Source organism: Hypericibacter sp. (assembly GCF_050729195.1).
GTDB lineage: Bacteria > Pseudomonadota > Alphaproteobacteria > Dongiales > Dongiaceae > Hypericibacter.
Map to the genome: position 1 here is coordinate 1 of NZ_JBOHKS010000201.1, position 20,258 is coordinate 20,258.

Sequence of the window (20,258 nt, forward strand, 5' to 3'; positions counted from 1 at the left end):
AAGATGAAACCGAGTTCGGCGAAGAAACCCAGCATCTGGCCGGCGACGCCCTGGATGTTGTCCTGGCCGCCGACGATGATGAAGCCCGCAACCTTGTTGCGGATCAGCACCCGGTTGTGGGTCGTGATCTGGTTCTGCACGCAGTTCAGGCGCTCGATCATCCTGAAATAGAGCGAGCTCGCATTGCCCCAGCGGATCGGCGTGGAGACCAGCACCACGTCGGCCCAATGGACCAGTGCCTCGTAGACGGCCGTGAGCTCGTCCTTGTCGTCCATCTGCGTGATCGAGCAGGGCCAGGTGCAGGCGTTGGCACTCTTCGAGTAGTAGCCCTCGCAGGCGCGGAATTTGAGTGTGTTGAGGGTGATGAGCTGCGTCTCGGCGCCGTCGGCAGCGGCCGCCTCGAGCGCCACTCGCAGCAGATCCTCCGAGGTCGAATAGCGCGGCGCGCCCCGATCCATGATCGTGGTCGAGATGCCGGCCAGCCGCAAAGGCCCGTCGGCCCGTTCGGGATCGCGTGCCAGGGGATGAGGCGTATGAGACGCGGGACGCGGATGGGTCGCCGAGGCCAGATCGACGAAGAGATCGCCACCCTCTTCCTTCAGCAGATAGCGCGGCACGACGTCGGTGCTGCCGGGCTCGCCCTCGCCGGTCTCGCGCTGATAGGTCCAGCCATGCCAGGGACAGACCACATAGCCGTCCCGGAGCGTGCCCTGCCCCAAGGGTCCGCCCGCGTGGAGACAGCGCCCCGAGATCGCGCCGAAGCGGCCCTGGTCCCAAGAGAGCGCGATCGGCTGGCCGCCGACCGTCACCGCCTGCAGCGGCTTCTGCTTCAGCGTCGCGACCGGACCCAGCCGGTGCCATTCGGGATTCGCCATCGCCGCTTCCCCTCAAAAATGTCGTCGGGATTGAATCAGAGCAGATAGTTGATCAGCCAGCCGGACCCGACCAGCAGCCAGAAGGTCGTGGAGCTGACAAGGCCCGCGGCACCGGTGGCGGCACCCACCGCGGCATACCAGTATTGCTTCCGGCAGAGCGCGGCGATCGCGAACAGGATCGCCAGCGGCCCGAACAGGATCGGCAGCTTGATCAGCGCGACGATGCCGTAGATGACGGCGAGGAGCCCCAGGATGGGCGGCTTGCGAAACAAGGCCGGCGGCAGGGCGAAGACGGCCGAGGGCGAAGCGCTCTCTTCCCGCGGCGCCCAATAGGCCGGTTCCGGCGGCAGGGCTTCCTGCGACGTCACGGGCGAGCCCACGGGCGTCAGCCGCACCACCGAGGCCTTCGGGCCGGCGCTCACATCGAGGATGTCTCGAGGCTGTTCTTCGGGCTCGGCCATCGCGTCTCCGACATCGAGTTTCGGGTGGAAACGGGGCGGAAATGAGACGGGGCGGATCCTTGATCGATCCGCCCCGCATTCGGCGGCGCCTATTGGGGCGCCCTATTTGGGAGCCATCACCATGATCATCTGCCGGCCTTCGAGGCGCGGCATCTGCTCGACCTTGGCCAGGGCATCGAGTTCGGCGCGGACCCGGTCCAGCACCTTCATGCCCAGCTCCTGATGCACCATCTCGCGGCCTCGGAAGCGCATGGTCACTTTGACCTTGTCGCCTTCCTCGAGGAAGCGATGCACCGAACGCATCTTCACCTGGTAATCATGCTCGTCGATGCCGGGGCGCAGCTTGATCTCTTTGACCTCGATGACCTTCTGCTTCTTGCGCGCCTCGTTCTCCTTCTTCTGCACCTCGTATTTGAACTTGCCAAAATCGAGAATCTTGCAGACCGGAGGACTGGCATTGGGCGAGATCTCGACCAGATCGAGCCCGGCTTCTTCCGCCATGATCAGGGCTTCGCGCACGGACACGACGCCCACCATCGATCCATCCTCTTTCACCAGTCGCACCTGCGGCACGTTGATCTGGTGATTGATCCGCGGACCGTCACGGGACGGCGCGGATTCCTGCGGTGGTCTAGCGATGCTGACTTCTCCTAAACGATGTTGATCCGAATATGGGATGTTCCGGCCGGCATTACAGCCTGACGCTAGAATGCACCCGCAGCAAGCATGGGCCCCGACTTCCCTGCGGGCGACCTTGCTTCTGTCTTCAGTCTATTGAGCGCCTCATCCAGCGCAAGGACTTCCTGCTCATTCCCGCCCAGGCGGCGCAGCGCCACTTCGCGCTTCTCCGCCTCGCGCTTGCCGACCACGGCCAGGACCGGAACCTTGGCCAGGCTGTGCTCACGCACCTTGTAATTGATCTTTTCGTTGCGCAGGTCGGTCTCGACCCGCAGGCCCGCCGCGCGCAGCGTCGCCGCGACCTCCTCGCCATAGGCTCGGCTGTCGTCCGTGATGGTCGCGACCACTACCTGTAGCGGTGCCAGCCAGAAAGGCAGCTTGCCGGCGAAGTTCTCGATCAGGATCCCGAGGAAGCGCTCCATCGAGCCGAAGATGGCGCGATGCAGCATCACGGGGCGATGCTTCTGCCCGTCCTCGGCGATGTAGTTCGCATCGAGCCGTTCGGGCATCACGAAATCGACCTGCAGGGTCCCGCATTGCCAGGACCGGCCGATCGTGTCCTTCAGATGGAATTCGAGCTTGGGGCCATAGAATGCCCCCTCGCCCGGCGCCATCGTGTAGGGCAGCTGCGCCCGCTCGACCGCGAATTTCAGCGCGGCTTCGGCCTTGTTCCATATCGCATCCGTCCCGGCCCGCTTCTCGGGCCGGTCGGCAAAACGCACAGCGACATCGGTGAAGCCGAAATCGCCATAGACCTGCAGCAGCAGGCGGCAGAAATCGACGCTCTCTGCCGTGATCTGGTCCTCGGTGCAGAAGATATGCGCGTCATCCTGCGTGAAGTTGCGCACGCGCATGATGCCATGGAGCGCACCGCCCGGCTCGAAGCGGTGGCAGGAGCCGAACTCCGCCAGCCGCAGCGGCAGGTCGCGGTAGCTCTTGAGCCCCTGATTGAACACCTGCACATGGCAGGGGCAGTTCATGGGTTTCAGCGCGAAGATGCGCTGGGTCGGATCGGCGATGAATTCCTTGAGGCCGGCCTCGTTCTCCGAGAGATACATGTTCTCCCGGAACTTCTCCCAATGGCCCGAGGCCTCCCACAGCTTGCGATCGACCAGCTGGGGCGTCTTGATCTCGACATAGCCGGAATCGTCGAGGCGGCCGCGCAGATAATTCTCGACCGTCCGATAGAGCGTCCAGCCCTTCGGATGCCAGAACACCATGCCGGCGGCCTCTTCCTGCTGATGGAAGAGATTCATCTCCTTGCCGAGGCGGCGATGATCGCGCTTCTCGGCCTCCTCCAGCATCGTCAGATATTGCTGGAGCTGCTTCTCGTCGGCCCAGGCCGTGCCGTAGACGCGCTGAAGCTGCTGGTTGTTGGCATCGCCGCGCCAATAGGCACCCGACACCCTCATCAGCTTGAAGGCCTTGCCCAGCTTGCCCGTCGAGGGCAGATGGGGGCCCGTGCACATATCCAGCCAGTTGCCCTGGCGATAGATCGAGATCTCCTCGTCCTTGGGGATCTCCAGCACCCACTCGGCCTTGTATTTCTCGCCATGCTCCTTGAACCAGCGCACCGCCTCGTCGCGGCTCCAGATCTCGCGCGTGATGGTCTCGTCGCGATCGACGATCTCGCGCATGCGCTGCTCGATCTTGGCGAAGTCATCGGGCGTGAAGGGCTCGTCGCGGACGAAATCGTAATAGAAGCCGTTCTCGATCGAGGGGCCGAAGGTGATCTGGGTCCCGGGATAGAGCTCCTGCACCGCCTCGGCCAGCACATGGGCGGCGTCGTGGCGCAGCAGCTCGAGCGCATCGGGATGTTTGCGGGTGACGATCTCGATCTTGGCGTCGCGATCGACGACGGTCGCCAAATCCTTGACCTCACCGTCGAGCTTCAGGGCCAGCGCGTCGCGCGCCAGGCCCTTGCCGATCGAGGCGGCAATCTCGGCACCGGAAACCGGCTGGTCATAGGACCGCTGGCTGCCGTCGGGTAGCGTGATGTGAATCATGGAGCCGTTCGAGCTTCTTCGGCCGGTCGAAGGCCGAAATATGATGGGAATCCAGGCAGAACTGGACCGGATTCAGGTTGAGAAAGGGTAATTAACGCCCAAACCGCCGGAATTAAGAGGGGATCGAGGCCTCTGTCAAGGCGGGCGCCGGACGCCAGCTGGGCCGTTCCATCAACTCGCGATAGACGGCCAGGGTCCCGGCACACATCGTAGTTCGGGCATAACGGGCCCGGGCGCGCTGGGCGGTTTCGGCCGCGAGGCGCGCCCGAAGGTCGGGATCGAGATCGAGGGCCCGGCCGATCGCCGAGGCCAGCGCCGCCGGATCCTCGGGCGGTACCAGCCAGGCCATCTCGTTGCCGGCCACCTGTTCGCGGGCGCTGCCGCGGTCGGTCGAGACCACCGGACGGCCCATGGCCTGGGCCTCCGCCAGCACCAGGCTGAAGGCCTCGGGCACGGGGGCGGCGTTCAGCACCACATCGGCCAGCATATAGGCAGCCGCCATGTCGCGGCATTCCGGCACGATATGGAACCGGCCGTTCAGGCCGGCAGCGCGGGCCTTGGCCTCGAGCTCGGCGCTATAGCCCGGATGATCGCCCTCGGCTCCCACCACCAGGCAGTGGAAGGCGCGGTCCTTGATCCGGGCCAGCGCATCGATCAGCAGGGCATGGCCGTTATGCGGCATCAGCCGGCCGGGCAGCATCAGCACCGGCAGATCGTCCGGCAGGCCCCAGAGGCGAGCCAGGCGGATCATGCGCGGCGCCGTCACCCGGGCCGGGTCGAAGCTGTCGGTATCGATGCCGCGGCGCACGAGGCGCAAGCGGCGGTCATCGACCTTGTGCTGCTCATAGGCGAGCCGCGCGACGAAATCGGAAACCGCGATCACGCGATCGCCGCGTGCGAGCGCCGACGCATAGAAGCGATCGAAGGCGCCCACGGTCGGGCCGCCGAGATCGAAGGTGGTGACGAGAGGACGGCTCGTGCGACGCGCGGCGAGATAAGCCGGCCAAGCCGCATGCAAGCCGCGCGCATGGACGATGTCGACGGATTCGCTGCGGATCAGCCGCACCAGTTTCGAGGCCGACGCCATCATGCCGAGCGGATTGCGCCGGTCGAGCGCGATGCGGATATGGCGAGCACCCGAACGCGGCAATTCCGCGACGAGAGCGCCGCCGCTCGACGCGATCAGCGCCGTGCCGCTCTCATCCTGCACCGCCCCCGCGATGTCCAGCGCGATCCGATCGCCGGCTTGCGCCAGCGTCGGCAGCACCAGCAAGACCACCGGCTCATTCATCGCCGGCCTCTTCGTTGCCATGTTAATGTCGGGGGCCTCGACCGATCCCGATGCGTCCATTACACCCACGCCATGTCCGTCACGTCACGCGAATCCCCCCGCCATAAGAGTCTAGCACGCGAAGACGGTACGACAACCGCCTACCACCGATTCGCAGGCGAAGATGGTCGAAATTTGCCAGGTGTGGTTTTTTTGAGCGGGTTCGCCTCAGACATGACCGGAACCAAGGCCGTTTTCCTCGAATCGCATTGCAGAAAACGCGGGCAAGCCTTCATCCGGTTCGATTATTTCGGTCATGGCGCGTCGTCCGGGCGGTTCTCGGAGGGAACCATCAGCCGCTGGCGCGAGGACTCGCTGGCCGTCATCGATCGTTTGACCGACGGTCCGCAGATCCTGGTCGGCTCCAGCATGGGCGGCTGGATCATGCTGCTCGCGGCCCTGTCGCGACCGGCTCGCATCGCCGGTCTGATCGGCATCGCCGCCGCCCCCGACTTCACCGAGGAACTGATGTGGAATCGCATGACGACCCCCATCAGGGAACAATTGATACGCACCGGCGAGTGGCATGAGCCCTCACGCTATGGGCCTGATCTGCCGATTACACGCAATTTGATCGAGGATGGTCGCCATCATTTGTTATTGGCGCAGCCCATCGCGGTGGATTGTCCGGTCCGGCTGTTGCAGGGCATGGCGGATCCCGATGTGCCCTGGCGCTGGGCGGTGCGTATTGCCGAACGGCTCGCGACCGCGGATGTCGCGGTGACCTTGATCAAGGATGGTGATCACCGGCTGTCGCGCCCGCAGGATCTGGAACGGCTCGCTTCCGTTATCGATGAAATGTCGGCGACAGCGTCTCGTCCGCCAGCAGCGCCTTGAGCCCCGCACGATAATCGGGATAGGCGAGCGTCACGCCCAACTCGCGCTTGATGCGATCGTTGCGCACGCGCTTGTTGTCCTCATAGAAGCTGCGCGCCATCGGCGAGAGCTCGGCTGCATCGAACGGCACCGGCGGTGGCGGCTCAACCCCCAGAAGCTGGCAGGCATAGGCGATGACTTCCGCCGGCGGGGCGGGATCGTCGTCGCAGAGATTATAGGCGGCACCCGGATGAGGCCGCGCGATCGAGGCTTCGAGCACGCTCGCGATATCGGCGACATGGATGCGGCTGAAGATCTGGCCCGGCTTGATCACGCGCTTGGCCTTGCCCGACCGCACCGTATCGAGCGCGCTGCGGCCGGGTCCGTAGATGCCGGCAAGACGAAAGAGATGAACCGGAATCCGATGCCGCTCGCCCAGCGCCAGCCAGCCGCGCTCGGCCTCCAGCCGCCGCCGGCCGCGGTCGCCCGAGGGCGTAAGGGGGCTGGTCTCGTCGACCCAGCCGCCCTGGCGGTCGCCATAGACGCCGGTGGTCGAGAGATAGCCCAGCCAGGCCAGCCCGTTTCCCAGGGCGGCGATATCGTCGCCATGAACATCGAGCGCCGGATCGCCGCTGGGTTCGTTCCGGCCATCGGGCGGTGCGCCGATCAGGAGATGGGTCGTGCCGGCCAGGACGGCCTTCGGGTCGGCCAGCGGATGATCGCGGTCGAAATGATGGATCTCGAAGCCACGCGCCTCGATCGCCTGGCGTTTCTCCGGATCGCGGCTGGTTCCGGCGATGCGCCAGCCTTGTCCGGCCAGCCGTTCCGCCAGCGCCAGCGCGCTGAAGCCCAGCCCGAAGGCGAAAAGACGCGGCGCTTTGTCACGATCGCCGGCGGGACCCGATCTCGTCATGCTTGCCAAGGAACCATCCAGGAGAGAGGCTCTGCCTCCCGGCGACCGAGCCGACATGACGCCGGTCGATGGCAACCAGGAAACATGCCTTGCCCATGAAGTTAGTTGCGAGAATCAGTCGATACAAGGCAGGGGCGCGGGGCGCGGTCTGGCCGGCGGCGGCGTTGGCCCTGCTGCTGAGCGCGGCAGCCTCCGGCGTTTCGGCCGACCAGCCGAGCTTTCCGGAACAGAATCCCGACCAGTCCAAGCAATATGCGGCCTGCATGGCCCTGACCGCGCAGCAACCGCAGCAGGCCTATGACACGGCCTCCGCCTGGATCGCGAAGAAGGGCGGGCCGCCGGCCGAGCATTGCCAGGCCGTAGCGCTGGTAGGCCTCGGGCGCTACACCGAAGCCGCGCAAGCGATCCAGACGGTGGCGGGCGAGCTGGCGAAGATCGATTCCTCGAAGAACCTCGCCGCCCATCTCTACGACCAGGCGGGCCAGATCTGGCTCCTGCAGGGCGATCCGGCCCAGGCAATCGCCGCCTCGAACACGGCGCTCGAGATCCTGCCCAACGATGTCGAGATGGTGATCGACCGTGCGGTGGCGCTGGGTTCGGCCGATCGCTGGTGGGACGCGCTCGACGATCTCAACCATGCCAACGAGCTCGCCCCCAAGCGCGCCGACATCCTGGTGCTGCGCGCCAGCGCCTATCGCTATGTCGACAGCAAGGAGCTGGCGATGGCCGATGTGAACCAGGCGCTCACCATCGATCCAAAGAATGCCGAAGGGCATCTCGAGCGCGGCATTCTCCTGTTCGGCAACGGCGACAAGAACGGCGCCCGCACGGATTGGCTCGCCGCCATCCAGCTCGCGCCCAATTCGCCGACAGCCGAAACCGCGCAAGCGCGGCTGGAGAAGCTGGATGTGAAGACGGAGTAAGGAGAAGAAGTCGCGTTGCCCCCGCTACTCCTTACTGGTCATTCCGGCCCCCGTGTCGCGCCGTAGGCGCGCACGGGGGCCGGCATGACGAGAAAGGGGCGCGACTGCACCCACTTTTTAAAAATCCAGATCCGCGTAATGCTTCGGCGGCGGCGCGCCGGGGAGGCGGTCGCCGAGGAGCGGGCGCAGGCTGGGGCGCGACTTGACGCGCTGATACCAGTCTCGGGCACCCGTATGATCGTCCCAGGGCACGTCGCCGAGATAGTCGATGCAGGAGAGCTGCGCCGCGGCCGAGATGTCGGCCATCGAGAAATTGTCGCCCGCGAGCCAATTGCGCCGGTCGGCCAGCCAGGCGATGTAATCGAGATGGGTCTTGAGATTGAGGATGCCGGCACGGATGGCGCTCGAATCCGGCGTGCCCTTACCCATGATGCGCCGGCCGATCTTCTCATCCAGCAGGTTGGTCGTGACCTCGCGCTGGAATTTTCGGTCGAACCAGGCCGCCAGCCGCCGCACCTCGGCCCGCGCGCGCGGCTCGCTGCCGTAGAGCGAGGGCGTCGATCCGGTCTCCTCCAGATATTCGACGATGGCGCCGACATCGGCGATCGGCTTGCCGTCGGTCTCGAGCAGCACCGGCAGATCGCCCGCCGGGCTCAAGGCCAGGAACTCCTCGCGCCGCTCCCAGGAACGTTCCTCGCGCAGATCGAAGGCGAGGCCCTTCTCCTTCAACAGGATGCGGACCTTGCGGGAAGCGGGATCGAGCGGGAAATGGATGAGCAGGAGCATGGGTCGATTCTTTCGCCGCAGCATAACGAAGCCGGCGCCCAGGCCAAAGCCCGTTGACAGGCCCGGGTCGCTTCTATGCCATGGCGCGGCATGAGCGACGCGGCCCTCCTTGCCGATTATCTTGCTGGCGCCGCCAAGGGCGATCGAAGCGCGCTGGAGCGGCTTTATCGCGCCACCGCCCCGCAACTATTCGGCCTCGCCGTCGGTATAGTCAGACGCCGGGATCTCGCGGAGGAGGCCTTGCAGGAAACCTTCATGGCGGTATGGCGGCATGCGGCCCGGTTCGATCCTCGGCGCGGCACGGCGCTGGGCTGGATGGCGCGCATCCTGCGCAATGAATGTTTCGACCTTTTGGCGAAGCGCGGCCGCGAGACGCCGCTCGACCCGGAATTCGCGGAGAGCCTGCCCGATCCGACCGACAGCCCCGAGGCTCTGACCCAGAGCGGCGAGGAGGCCCTCAGGCTCAAACATTGCCTCGATCAGCTGGAGGCGCAGCCGCGCGCCAGCCTGCTGCTCGCCTATTATCAGGGCCTGACCTTCGAGCAGGTCGCGGCCCGGCTGGGCGCGTCCCTCGGCACGGTCAAGAGCTGGATCCGCCGCAGCCTGGTGCGACTCAAAGGATGTCTCGAGCCATGACCGAGCAGGATCCCGACATGCTCGACAGCCTCGCGGCCGAATATGCGCTGGGGACGTTGCGCGGCCCGGCGCGAAAGCGCTTCGAGCGGCTGATCGAGAGCGATCCTGCGCTGGCGCAACGCGTCGAAGGCTGGGCAAAACGCCTCGACCCGCTGGCCGAGGCGGCCCCCGCCATCGAGCCGCCGGCCCGGAGCTGGGCTGCCATCGAGCGCCGTCTCGGCCCCGAGGCGACAAAACCGGCGCGGCGGAGTCTGTTCGAGCTCCTGTTCGGCAGGCCGACCGCCGCCGTTCCCAGTCTCGCGACCGCGGGCCTCTGGTATTGCGTGAACTTCTGGCGGCGCGTCGGCATCGCCGGGGCCGCGATCGCGGCTCTGCTCTTCGTCTATCTCTTCGTGGCCCCACCCTCCGCGCCGACCCATATGGCGCTCCTCGCCGATGCGGAACACAAGCCGGTGCTGATGGTCAGCCTCGATCTGCATCACGACCGGCTCACGCTCGACGCCGCGAGGCTGCCGGCGGCCGAAGCCGGCAAATCGCTCGAGCTCTGGATCCTGCCGTCGAGCGGCAATCCGCGCTCGCTGGGCCTGCTCGCGGATCGCCGGCTCTCCCTGCCGCTGGATAGCAAAGCTGCCGCCGATCTGGCGCAAGGATCGCTCGCCGTCAGCCTCGAGCCCGCCGGCGGCTCGCCCACGGGATTGCCGACCGGCCCCGTGCTCTATTCCGGCCCGGTCCTTCCCGCGATTTGAATCGCCATCAGCCGTTTGATCGCGCGGCGGAGTTTCCCCTCTCACGATTTTGTGACCCGGGCCCTGCATCCACCGGGCTCCCTCCTCGGTATCGACCTGTAACAGCGACGACGTTCCCGGAGCGCTGTTCAACGAGTCATCGACAGAGAGAGGATTTCCATGAGCGAGCAGACCCTTCTTCGTCCCGAGACGACGATCGTACCGGCACGGCGCCAATTGCTGGTGCGCGGCACACAGGCCGTCCTGAGCGCCGGCGCCATCGCCATTCTCGCCGGCTGCGAAAGCATGGTGACGAGCAAGAACGCCTCGGCGGCGTCGGCCTCGAACGACATTCAGGTGCTCAACACGGCGCTGGGCCTCGAATATGAGGGCATCGCCGCCTATCAGGTCGGCGCCGAAAGCGGATTGCTGCAGCCGCCGGTGCTGGCGGTCGCGGTGAAGTTCCAGGATCAGCACAAGAAACATGCCGAGCTCCTGGCGTCGACCGTGAAGAAGCTGGGCGGCATGCCGGTCATGCCCAAGAGCAAATATGATTTCCCGACCGGCAATCTGAAAACACAGGAAGACGTGCTGCGCTTCGCGGCCGGACTCGAGCAGGGTGCCGCCCAGGCCTATTACGGCGCCGTGCCGGTCTTCGCCAACAAGGACCTCTCTTCGGCCGCCGCCAGCATCATGGCCGACGAGGCGATGCATTGGGCGATCCTGCGCAATGCGCTGGGCGAAGACCCGATCCCGACCGCCTTCGCGATCTCCTGATCCGCGACGATTGAAAGCGCCTCGCCCCCTCCCCTAGCGGGAGGGGGTAGGGGGAGGGGTGCCTCTGCCGCATAGAGCGGAGTGTGTCACCCCCGTTTCCATCCTTCCCCCGCAAGGGAGAAGCGATTCAAGCTCAACAGCGCACGCTCATGATCACATCCCGAATCCGTCGACGCTCAGAGCTTTGGCTCGTGATCGTCTGGGCCCTCGCCGTCCTGATCGCTGCCGCCTTCACCCACGGCCAGGCCGGTGAAATGCCGGCGGGCGATCCGGTGCGCGGAGAGACGATCTATCACAAATGCCAGGGCTGCCATTCGATCGACCGCAACCGCGTCGGCCCGAAACATATGGGCCTGTTCGGCCGCAAGGCCGGCAGCCTTCCCGATTTCAACTATTCCGAGGCGATGAAGAATTCCGGCATCGTCTGGAGCGAGCAGACGCTCGACGCATTCCTCGCCGACCCGCGCGCCATGGTGCCGGGCACTAAGATGACCTATGCGGGCGTCAAGAACGCGCAAGACCGCGCGGACCTGATCGCTTACCTGAAAGAAGCCACGAAGGAGTGAGAAGGTAAGCCGATCTTGCCGATCGACAACCAAAGATGGTGATACTATTCAACTTGGTTCCCATGATTCAGGAGCGCGCCGTTGAATCGCGTCCTAACTTTTACATTGATGCTAACGCTTTCTTGCGGCGGATTATCCACCATCATCGACGCCGAGGAATCACCGCGACACTCGCTGACGCCGGAGACAGCGCATCGGATCTGCCAGGACATAATGGATCTGGCAAACACTGGCCAGTTGCAGGAACGCTTCGAAAGGTTTTCGCCTCCACTCAAGAGCGAGAATCTGGGTTCAGTTCGATTGGCAGACGGATCTCAGATCGATGGGGTTTTTGCTATCGACTACAACAAGGATGGGGCGACCGACCGGCTCGTCGAAACTATTGATGGAGGGAGCTGCGGCGCCTTCCATATTGTGGCTCTCGATGCCGACAAAGAGGGCCTCTCGACATACGGCAAATCGCCTCCCGGCAATACGAGCGACGATGACGAAAACCTCCGTTGGGCAAGTTGGGGGCGGAAAGACCGGCTGGTCATCTTGGACGGAGAACCCATCGTCGTGACGAGCCGAGACTGGCAGACACATGCCAACATTGCGTCGGCCTCCTGGATGGGAAATGGCGTGCAACAACCGCTTTGCACATTCGAGTTCAGTGGAACTGTGAAGAACTCCCAGATACCCATCGGCGATCGGCCAATATGTGCCGCACTCCTTGCTGAAGATGTTGAAGCCCCGGCATGGACAGAGCCACGCAATCTGGATGAGCAGGTCTGGCGATCGCTTTCGCACGACTATGGGCTCAATGTCGACCCTAGCGCTCGATTTGCGAGTGTGGATCTAGACCAGGATGGAGCGATCGAATCCATAGCCCAGCTGGTGTACGAAAGCGGGGCCGGATGCGGCTCTCATCACGAATGGTACATGGCGTTCACGCAGGACCACGCATACATCATGGCGTCGCCGCTCAATCGCAATTTGGCCCATCGGGAGTGGGGCGCGTTCTATATGAATCGGAGGATCGAGACCGCGCCGCTATCGCCACTCTTTGTCCATGAGGGCAAAGCCTATCTACTGGGCACGGCGCCTAGCGGCCACGCTGGCATCTACTCCTTCGAGAATGGCGAGCTACAGCTTCGCTGCGAGATCGATCGGATCGCCCAGGTTCGCATTCTACAGGAATATTCCACCGGGCCTTAGGGGCGTGGCGGCAGAACGGCCCGCCTACGCCCGCATCTCCGCCGCGCTGTCCTCCAGTGGATGGGGCAGCAGGGCGACCATCTCCTTCGGCACCACCTGCCAGAAGCCGTCGCGCTCGAGATGCCAGTCGTTGAGAAGGCTCATGGCGAAGCGCGATTGCGTTTCGCGGACATGCTCCTCGACCAGGCCCTTGAGGCGGGCTTCCCAATAATTCGAGCCCAGCCGCTGGAACAGCACGCTGTCGGCATTGATCCTGCTCGGCAACGCGCCTTCCGGGTCATAGACGAACACCATGCCGCCGGTCATGCCGGCCGCGAAATTGTCGCCGACCGGCCCCAGGATCACCGCCGTGCCACCGGTCATGTATTCGCAGCCGTTGGAGCCGCAGCCCTCGACCACGGTCTCGGCGCCCGAGTTGCGCACGGCGAAACGCTCGCCCGCGGTGCCGGCCGCGAACAGTTTGCCCGCCGTGGCGCCATAAAGGACCGTGTTGCCGATGATCGCGTTCTCGTTCGTCACCAGCGGGCTCGAAGGTAGCGGCCGCACCACGATGGTGGCTCCCGACAATCCTTTGCCGACATAGTCGTTGGCGTCGCCCAGCACCTCGAGCTTGAGGCCTTGGACCGCGAAAGCACCCAGCGACTGGCCGGCCGAGCCGCGCAGCCGCACCGTCACATGGCCGGGCTTCAGCCCCGTCATGCCGAAGCGCCGCGTCACCAGCGAGGAGAAGCGGGTGCCGATGGCGCGCTGCGTGTTGCGCACATTGTATTGGAGCTGCATCTTCTCGCCGTCCTCGAAGAGGGCGCGGGCATCGGCGATCATCTGCTTGTCGAGCGTGTCCGGCACCTCGTTGCGGCCTTCGAGCGTGCAGAAGCGGGGATAATCGCCCGGATCGGCGCGCGCCAGCAACGGATTGAAATCGAGATCGTCCAACGCCGCCGAGCCGCGGCTCACCTGGCGCAGCAGGTCGGTCCGGCCGATCACCTCGTCCAGCTTGCGGAAGCCCAGCAAGGAGAGGATCTCGCGCACCTCCTCGGCGATGAAGCTGAAGAGATTGACGACCTTCTCCGCACTGCCGGTGAATTTCTGCCGCAGCGCCGGATCTTGCGTGCAGACGCCGACGGGGCAGGTGTTGGAATGGCATTGCCGCACCATGATGCAGCCCATCGCCACCAGCGAGGCCGTGCCGATGCCGAATTCCTCGGCGCCCAGCATGGCCGCGATCACCACGTCGCGGCCGGTCTTGATGCCGCCATCGGTACGGAGCTTCACGCGATGGCGCAGGCGGTTGAGGGTCAGCACCTGATGCGTCTCGGAGAGGCCCATCTCCCAGGGCACGCCCGCGAACTTGATCGAGGACAAGGGCGAGGCGCCGGTGCCGCCGACATGGCCCGAGATCAGGATCACGTCCGCCTTGGCCTTGGCGACGCCGGCCGCGATGGTGCCGATGCCCGAACGCGCCACCAGCTTGACGCCGACCTTGGCGTCGGGATTGACCTGCTTCAGGTCATAGATGAGCTGCGCCAGATCCTCGATCGAATAGATGTCGTGATGGGGTGGCGGCGAGATGAGCGAGACGCCAGCGGTGGCGTGACGCAGTTTCGCGATCTCGGCCGTCACCTTGAAGGCCGGGAGCTGGCCGCCCTCGCCGGGCTTGGCCCCCTGCGCCACCTTGATCTCGATCTCGCGGCAATTGTTGAGATACTCCGCCGTGACGCCGAAGCGCCCCGAGGCGATCTGCTTGATGGCCGAGTTGAAATTGTCGCCATTGGGCCGCGGCCGGAAACGTTCCGGATCCTCGCCGCCCTCGCCCGAATCCGACTTGGCGCCGATGCGGTTCATGGCGACATTGAGCGTGCCATGGGCCTCGGGCGAGAGCGCACCCAAGGACATGCCCGGCGTCACGAAGCGCTTGCGGATCTCGGTGATCGATTCCACTTCGTCGATGGAGATTCCCGTCCGGCCCTCGCGGAAGCCCAGCAGGTCGCGCAAGGCGACCGGTGGCAGTTTCTCCACCCCTTCGGAATAGCGCTTGTAGGTCTGATAGGATTCCGACGCGACCGCGCTTTGCAGCGTATGGATCAGCCCCGCCTCCCAGGCATGGCTGTCGCCCGAGCGGCGATAACGGTAGAAGCCGCCAACGGGCAGCGCCGTCACATCCTCGCGCCAGGCGCGCTCATGCAGCTCCATCAGCTTCTGCTGGATGCCGGGGAGCCCGATGCCGGAGAGGCGCGAGGGCATGTCGGGGAAGAATTCGGCCACCAGCGTGCGCGACAGGCCCAGCGCCTCGAAATTGCCGCCGCCGCGATAGGAGCTGACGACGGCGATGCCCATCTTCGACATCACCTTGAGCAAGCCCTGATCGACCGCTTCCTTGAAGCGGAGCAGACCCTCTTCGAGACTCTTGCCGGCGAAGAGGCCGCGGCGGTGACGGTCGGCGATCGAGGCCTCGGCCAGATAGGCGTTGATCGTGGTGGCGCCGACGCCGATCAGCACCGCGAAATGATGCACGTCGATGCATTCGCCCGAGCGCACATTGAGCGAGGTGAAGGTGCGGAGCTGCTGGCGGTGGAGATGGGTGTGGACGGCGCCGGTCGCCAGAATCATCGGGATCGCGACCCGGCCCGGCCCCGCCTTCTCGTCCGACAGGATCACATGCACGGCTCCGCCGCGCACGCCGTCCTCGGCCTGCCGGCGGATCAGCGCCAGCGCATCGCGCAAGGCATGCTCGTTGTTCTCGCCGGGCGCGCCGACGGGGAAGGTGCAATCCACCTCGACCGCGCTCGAGCCCATATAGGCGCGCATCGCCTCGAACTCGGCCGTCAGCAGGACGGGCGATTCGAGCTGCAGCAGCCGGCACTGGCTTTCGTCCTGGTCCAGGATGTTGCCGAGATTGCCGAGCCGGGTCTTCAGCGTCATCACCCGGCTTTCGCGCAAGCTGTCGATCGGCGGGTTGGTGACCTGGCTGAAATTCTGCCGGAAATAATGATGCAGGCCGCGATAGCGCTCGGAGAGCACGGCGAGCGGCGTGTCGTCGCCCATCGAGCCCACCGGCTCCTTGGCGTCCTCGACCATCGGATGGAGCACCAGCTCGAGATCCTCGATCGAGAGGCCGGCCGAGAGCTGGCGGCGGCGCAATTCTTCCTTCTCGAAGGAAGCGGGCTTGCCCGGCTTCGCCTTCAGGAGATCGTCGATGACGGAGATGTTCTCGACCCACTCCGAGAAGGAGGCGCCGCTCACCAGCTTGTCGACGATCTCGTCATGGTCGTAGAAGCGGCCGGCCTTGAGGTCGATCGCGATCATCTGGCCCGGCCCGAGCCGGCCCTTGCGCGCGATCTTGGATTCGTCGAGCCGCACCATGCCGGTCTCGGAACCGGCCACCAGCATCCCGTCCTCGGTCAGCGCGTAACGCAGCGGCCGCAGGCCGTTGCGGTCCATCGCCGCCACCACCCAATTGCCGCCGACGCCGCAGATCGCGGCCGGCCCGTCCCAGGGCTCCATCACCGAGTTGCAGTAGCTGTAAAAGTCGCGATGGGCTTCCGGCATCGTCACGCGGCCGGCCCAGCTGTCGGGGATCAACAGGCATTTCACCATCGGCAGTGTGCGGCCCACACCCACCATCGCCTCGAACACATTGTCGAGGCAGGCCGAGTCCGAGCCGCCCGGCTGGATGATCGGCTTGATCTCCGGCATATGGTCGCCGTAAGCAGCGGCGGCCATGCGGGTCTCGTGCGCCTTCATCCAGTTGACGTTGCCTTTGAGCGTGTTGATCTCGCCGTTATGCGCGATCACGCGGAAAGGCTGCGCCAGATGCCAGGTCGGAAAGGTGTTGGTCGAATAGCGCTGGTGATAGATCGCGAAATTCGAGACGAAGCGCTGGTCGAGCAGGTCGGGATAGAAGGAGGTGAGCTGCTCGGCGAGGAACATGCCCTTGTAGATGACCGAACGGCAGGAGAGCGAGCAGATATAGACCTCCTTGATGCTCTCCTCGAGCGCCGCCTTCTCGATGCGCCGGCGGATGATGTAGAGGTCGTTCTCGAAGGCCTCCTCGTCCTTGTCGCGATTGTTGCAGACGAGGATCTGCTCGATCTCGGGGCGCGTCGCATTGGCCTTCTCGCCGATGATCTCGATATTCACCGGGACCTGGCGCCAGCCATAGATGGTGTAGCCGTAACCCAGGATCTCGCGCTCGACGATGACGCGGCAGCGCTCCTGGGCGCCGAGATCGGTGCGCGGCAGGAACACCATGCCGACGCCGAGCCTGCCCGGGCCCACGACATTGCCGGAGCCGCGGATATGATCCTTGAAGAATTCCTGCGGGATCTGGAGATGGATGCCCGCGCCGTCGCCGGTCTTGCCGTCGGCATCGACGGCGCCTCTGTGCCAGACAGACTTCAGGGCTGCAATGCCGGCCTCGACCACGGCGCGGCGCGGCTTGCCGTCGATGGCGGCGATGAGGCCGACACCGCAGGCATCATGCTCCTCGGCCGGGTCATAGAGACCCTGCTCGGCCAGATGCGCGGCATTGACGCGCCATTGCTCGATGAAATCTTCGCCGGATTGGGTCTGGTCGGTCATCGGCAAGTCCTCGGAACAAAGAAGGCTGTCAGGGTCGTCAGTCGGGCATGGCGGCGTCACGCCGCCTTGGCCGGCTTCCAGGTGATCGGCACATGGCGCGGCATGGCCGCGATGCGGTCGATCCAGCCGCGGATCGCGGGATAGGGCTTCATGTCGAAGCCGCCTTCATGGGCGACATGGGTGTAGGCGAAGAGCGCGATGTCGGCGAGGCCGAAGCGGCCGCCCACGAACCAGGGCTGGCGCGCCAGATGCTGCTCCATCACGGCGAGCGCGGCATTGCCCTTGGCCAGTTTTTCCGGCACCTGCTTCTCACGGTCGGGCGTCAGGCCGAAGCCCACATGCTTCCAGGCGCGCAGCACCGCGACATAGGGCTCGTGACTGTACTGTTCGAAGAACATCCATTGCAGCGTGCGGGCGCGGTCGAGCCGCGAGGCCGGCGCCAGATCGGTGCCTTCGGCGAGATACCAGGCGATGGCGTTCGATTCCGCGAGGAAGCTGCCATCCTCGAGCTCGAGCGTCGGGATGCGGCCGTTGGGATTGCGCTTGAGGAAGTCGGGCGTGCGCGTCTCGCCCTTGAGGATGTCGCATTCGACCAGCTCGAAGGGGATCCCCAGGGTGCGCAGCGCGAGCCGCACCTTGTAGCCATTGCCGGAGTCGAGGAAATCATAGAGACGCAACATCGCAGATCGCTCCCCTATTCCGCCGCCGTGGCGCTGCGGCCGCCTTCCTTGGCGACCAGATAGCGCTGGATCGCCGCTGCCGCGTCGCGCCCGTCACGGATCGCCCAGACCACGAGCGAAGCGCCGCGCACGACGTCGCCCGCCGCGAACACGCCGTCGAGATTGGTCGCCATGCGCTTCCAGTCGAGCTTGACCGAGCCCCAGCGTGTGACTTCGAGATCGGGCGCGCCCATCGCTTTCGGCAGATCTTCCGGATCGAAGCCCAGCGCCTTGATCGCGAGATCGGCCGGGATCTGGAAATGCGAACCTTCGATCGGCCGCGGCTGCTGGCGGCCGGTGGCGTCGGCGATGCCGAGATGGATGCGCTGGGCGCGCACCGCCGCGACGCGGTTCGGCTCGCCGCCGACAAAGGCTTCCGGCTGTGCCAGCCAGACGAACTCCACGCCTTCCTCTTCGGCATGCGCCACCTCGCGCTGCGAGCCCGGCATGTTGGCGCGGTCGCGGCGATAGAGGCATTTGACCGAGAGCGCGCCCTGGCGCACCGCGGTGCGCACGCAATCCATCGCCGTATCGCCGCCGCCGATCACCACGACATTCTTGCCGCGCGCATCGAGCATGCCTTCGGCGAAGGCCGGCACATGGTCGCCCAGCGAGGTGCGGTTGCTCGCGGTCAGATAGTCGAGCGCCGGCACGATATGGCCGAGGCCGACGCCGGGCGCCTGGATATCGCGCGCCTTGTAGACGCCGCAGGCGATCAGGATCGCGTCGTGGCGCCGGCGCAGCCCCTCGAGCGAGGCGTCGCGTCCGACCTCGAAATTGAGCTTGAAGGTGACGCCTTCCGCGACCAACAAGGCCGCGCGGCGTTGAACGACTTCCTTCTCGAGCTTGAAGTTGGGGATGCCATAGATCAGCAGCCCGCCCGCCCGGTCGTAGCGGTCATAGATCGTCACCTGATAGCCCTGGCGGCGCAGCTCCTCGGCGGCAGCAAGGCCAGCCGGGCCCGCACCCACGATGCCGACCGTCTGGCGGCGCTGCTGGCGCGCCTTGACCGGCTTGACCCAGCCCTTCTCCCAGGCGGTGTCGGTGATGAATTTCTCGATGGCGCCGATGGTGACGGTGCCGTGGCCCGCCTGCTCGATGACGCAATTGCCTTCGCAGAGCCGGTCTTGCGGGCAGATGCGCCCGCAGATCTCGGGGAAGTTGTTGGTCGAGGAGGAAACCTCATAGGCCTCTTCCAGCCGCCCCTCGGCCGCGAGCTTCAGCCAGTCGGGGATGTTGTTATGGACCGGGCAATGGACCTGGCAGAAAGGCACGCCGCATTGCGAGCAGCGGCTGGCCTGGTCGGCCGCCTGCGCCGGGGCGAAGTCCGCATAGATCTCGTCGAAATCCTCGCGCCGCGCCTCGGCCCCACGCTTTTCCGGCATGGACCGACCCAAGGTCACGAAGCGCAGCATCTTGGCCGTCATGGCTTCCCTCTCGGCACTCTCCTGCCTCGCGGGGGCCGGCCCGGGACGGGGGCCGGCGGCGATAGGGCATGGGAAGCGACCTATAGGGCATCAAGCCCCGGAAGGCGAGGGTTTTTTCATTATTAGGACAGTAAAATTGACTATTTTAGGGCGCACAGCATGACCGGGAGGCCAAATTCAGATTCCCACATGGCCGCGGCGTCATATTTAAGACCGAAATGAGACTATTTACTAACTGGCGCTCACTTGGGTTCGGAACCCATTGATGCTAAGCCCTGATTCGCCGCTGACGGGGTGCCAACCCCGAGTCGGCGCAATCTCTGGCGCCCGGGCCTCCCGCCGGAAGACCCGAAGCCGCCGCGTTCGATCTGGGGAGTCCATTCGACCGTGAGCCTGCTCCAACTCGTCGTCCTGGCCATCGTCCAGGGCATCACCGAATTCCTGCCGGTCAGCTCCTCCGGCCACCTGATCCTGGTCCCGCATTTCTTCAACTGGCCCGACCAGGGGCTGGCGATCGACGTCTCGGCCCATGTCGGCACGCTGGCCGCGGTGCTGATCTATTTCTGGCGCGATGTCGGACGGATGATCGCGGGCCTGGCCAAGCTGGTGACGGGCCGCTTCGACGCCGGCGCCAAGCTCGCGCTCTATCTGATTGTCGCGACCATCCCGGCGCTGATCGTCGGATTCCTCGCCGAGCATTATGGCCAGGATATGTTGCGCCGCGTCGACGTCATCGCCTTCGCCATGATCGGATTTGCCATCGTGCTCTTCATCGCCGACCGCGCCGGCGCCACGGTGCGCCGCGTGGAGGACATGACGATCGGGCAGGCGCTCATCATCGGCGT

The 20,258-nt window shown here is 65.3% G+C and carries 18 protein-coding genes; 8 read left to right on the forward strand and 10 right to left on the reverse strand.

Annotated elements, in window-relative coordinates; translation table 11 throughout:
- The 5 genes from ACREE8_RS15505 to ACREE8_RS15525 form a co-directional block, all read right to left on the reverse strand.
- Positions 1–875 (reverse strand): Rieske 2Fe-2S domain-containing protein (locus ACREE8_RS15505; RefSeq protein WP_431573915.1); only part of this gene is annotated, 875 nt, incomplete at its 3' end.
- A gap of 35 nt (positions 876–910) precedes the next feature.
- Complete coding sequence (locus tag ACREE8_RS15510) at positions 911–1,336, reverse strand: hypothetical protein (RefSeq protein WP_431573916.1); 426 nt, start codon at positions 1,334–1,336, stop codon at positions 911–913.
- A 102-nt stretch (positions 1,337–1,438) separates the two neighbouring features.
- Positions 1,439–1,975, reverse strand: coding sequence for a translation initiation factor IF-3 (gene infC, locus ACREE8_RS15515; protein WP_151175432.1), 537 nt, complete (start codon positions 1,973–1,975; stop codon positions 1,439–1,441).
- A 65-nt stretch (positions 1,976–2,040) separates the two neighbouring features.
- Entirely contained in the window at positions 2,041–4,020 is a 1,980-nt protein-coding gene (thrS, locus tag ACREE8_RS15520; protein ID WP_431573917.1) for a threonine--tRNA ligase, read from the reverse strand.
- 112 nt (positions 4,021–4,132) lie between these two features.
- Positions 4,133–5,311: a glycosyltransferase gene (locus ACREE8_RS15525; RefSeq protein ID WP_431573918.1), complete on the reverse strand. Its 1,179-nt coding sequence runs from the start codon at positions 5,309–5,311 to the stop codon at positions 4,133–4,135.
- A 72-nt stretch (positions 5,312–5,383) separates the two neighbouring features.
- Here ACREE8_RS15525 and ACREE8_RS15530 point away from each other — a divergent pair, with 72 nt between their 5' ends.
- Positions 5,384–6,187, forward strand: a complete 804-nt coding sequence (locus tag ACREE8_RS15530) for an alpha/beta fold hydrolase (RefSeq protein ID WP_431573919.1) — start codon at positions 5,384–5,386, stop codon at positions 6,185–6,187.
- Here ACREE8_RS15530 and ACREE8_RS15535 read toward each other — a convergent pair.
- On the reverse strand, positions 6,138–7,079 hold the full coding sequence (locus ACREE8_RS15535) for an SDR family oxidoreductase (RefSeq protein WP_431573920.1): 942 nt from the start codon (positions 7,077–7,079) through the stop codon (positions 6,138–6,140). The two genes, ACREE8_RS15530 and ACREE8_RS15535, sit on opposite strands and share 50 nt — an antisense overlap.
- A gap of 95 nt (positions 7,080–7,174) precedes the next feature.
- Between ACREE8_RS15535 and ACREE8_RS15540 the strand changes: the two genes are divergently transcribed.
- Positions 7,175–8,002 (forward strand): tetratricopeptide repeat protein, encoded by an 828-nt coding sequence (locus tag ACREE8_RS15540; protein WP_431573921.1) that lies wholly within the window; start codon positions 7,175–7,177, stop codon positions 8,000–8,002.
- A gap of 117 nt (positions 8,003–8,119) precedes the next feature.
- Here ACREE8_RS15540 and ACREE8_RS15545 read toward each other — a convergent pair whose 3' ends face one another.
- Complete coding sequence (locus ACREE8_RS15545; protein ID WP_431573922.1) at positions 8,120–8,788, reverse strand: glutathione S-transferase family protein; 669 nt, start codon at positions 8,786–8,788, stop codon at positions 8,120–8,122.
- 90 nt (positions 8,789–8,878) lie between these two features.
- Between ACREE8_RS15545 and ACREE8_RS15550 the strand changes: the two genes are divergently transcribed.
- The 5 genes from ACREE8_RS15550 to ACREE8_RS15570 all read left to right on the forward strand — a co-directional run bounded on the left by ACREE8_RS15550 (position 8,879) and on the right by ACREE8_RS15570 (position 12,689).
- Entirely contained in the window at positions 8,879–9,424 is a 546-nt protein-coding gene (locus ACREE8_RS15550) for a sigma-70 family RNA polymerase sigma factor (protein ID WP_431573923.1), read from the forward strand.
- Complete coding sequence (locus tag ACREE8_RS15555) at positions 9,421–10,170, forward strand: anti-sigma factor (RefSeq protein WP_431573924.1); 750 nt, start codon at positions 9,421–9,423, stop codon at positions 10,168–10,170. The genes ACREE8_RS15550 and ACREE8_RS15555 overlap by 4 nt, the downstream gene beginning before the upstream one ends.
- A gap of 159 nt (positions 10,171–10,329) precedes the next feature.
- Positions 10,330–10,926 carry a ferritin-like domain-containing protein gene (locus ACREE8_RS15560; RefSeq protein ID WP_431573925.1) on the forward strand — a complete coding sequence of 199 codons (597 nt, stop codon included), beginning with the start codon at positions 10,330–10,332 and terminating at the stop codon, positions 10,924–10,926.
- 191 nt (positions 10,927–11,117) lie between these two features.
- Positions 11,118–11,492 carry a c-type cytochrome gene (locus ACREE8_RS15565; protein WP_431573926.1) on the forward strand — a complete coding sequence of 125 codons (375 nt, stop codon included), beginning with the start codon at positions 11,118–11,120 and terminating at the stop codon, positions 11,490–11,492.
- An 81-nt stretch (positions 11,493–11,573) separates the two neighbouring features.
- Positions 11,574–12,689: a hypothetical protein gene (locus ACREE8_RS15570; protein WP_431573927.1), complete on the forward strand. Its 1,116-nt coding sequence runs from the start codon at positions 11,574–11,576 to the stop codon at positions 12,687–12,689.
- Between the two features lie 24 nt (positions 12,690–12,713).
- Here ACREE8_RS15570 and gltB read toward each other — a convergent pair whose 3' ends face one another.
- The 3 genes from gltB to ACREE8_RS15585 are packed head-to-tail and all read right to left on the reverse strand — an operon-like array spanning position 12,714 to position 19,413.
- Positions 12,714–17,267 (reverse strand): glutamate synthase large subunit, encoded by a 4,554-nt coding sequence (gene gltB / locus ACREE8_RS15575; RefSeq protein ID WP_431573928.1) that lies wholly within the window; start codon positions 17,265–17,267, stop codon positions 12,714–12,716.
- Between the two features lie 56 nt (positions 17,268–17,323).
- Positions 17,324–17,947: a glutathione S-transferase family protein gene (locus ACREE8_RS15580; RefSeq protein ID WP_431573929.1), complete on the reverse strand. Its 624-nt coding sequence runs from the start codon at positions 17,945–17,947 to the stop codon at positions 17,324–17,326.
- A gap of 14 nt (positions 17,948–17,961) precedes the next feature.
- Positions 17,962–19,413, reverse strand: a complete 1,452-nt coding sequence (locus tag ACREE8_RS15585) for an NAD(P)-dependent oxidoreductase (protein ID WP_431573930.1) — start codon at positions 19,411–19,413, stop codon at positions 17,962–17,964.
- 387 nt (positions 19,414–19,800) lie between these two features.
- Between ACREE8_RS15585 and ACREE8_RS15590 the strand changes: the two genes are divergently transcribed.
- Positions 19,801–20,258, forward strand: a 458-nt coding sequence (locus ACREE8_RS15590) for an undecaprenyl-diphosphate phosphatase (protein WP_431573931.1), incomplete at its 3' end; no start/stop codon positions are given.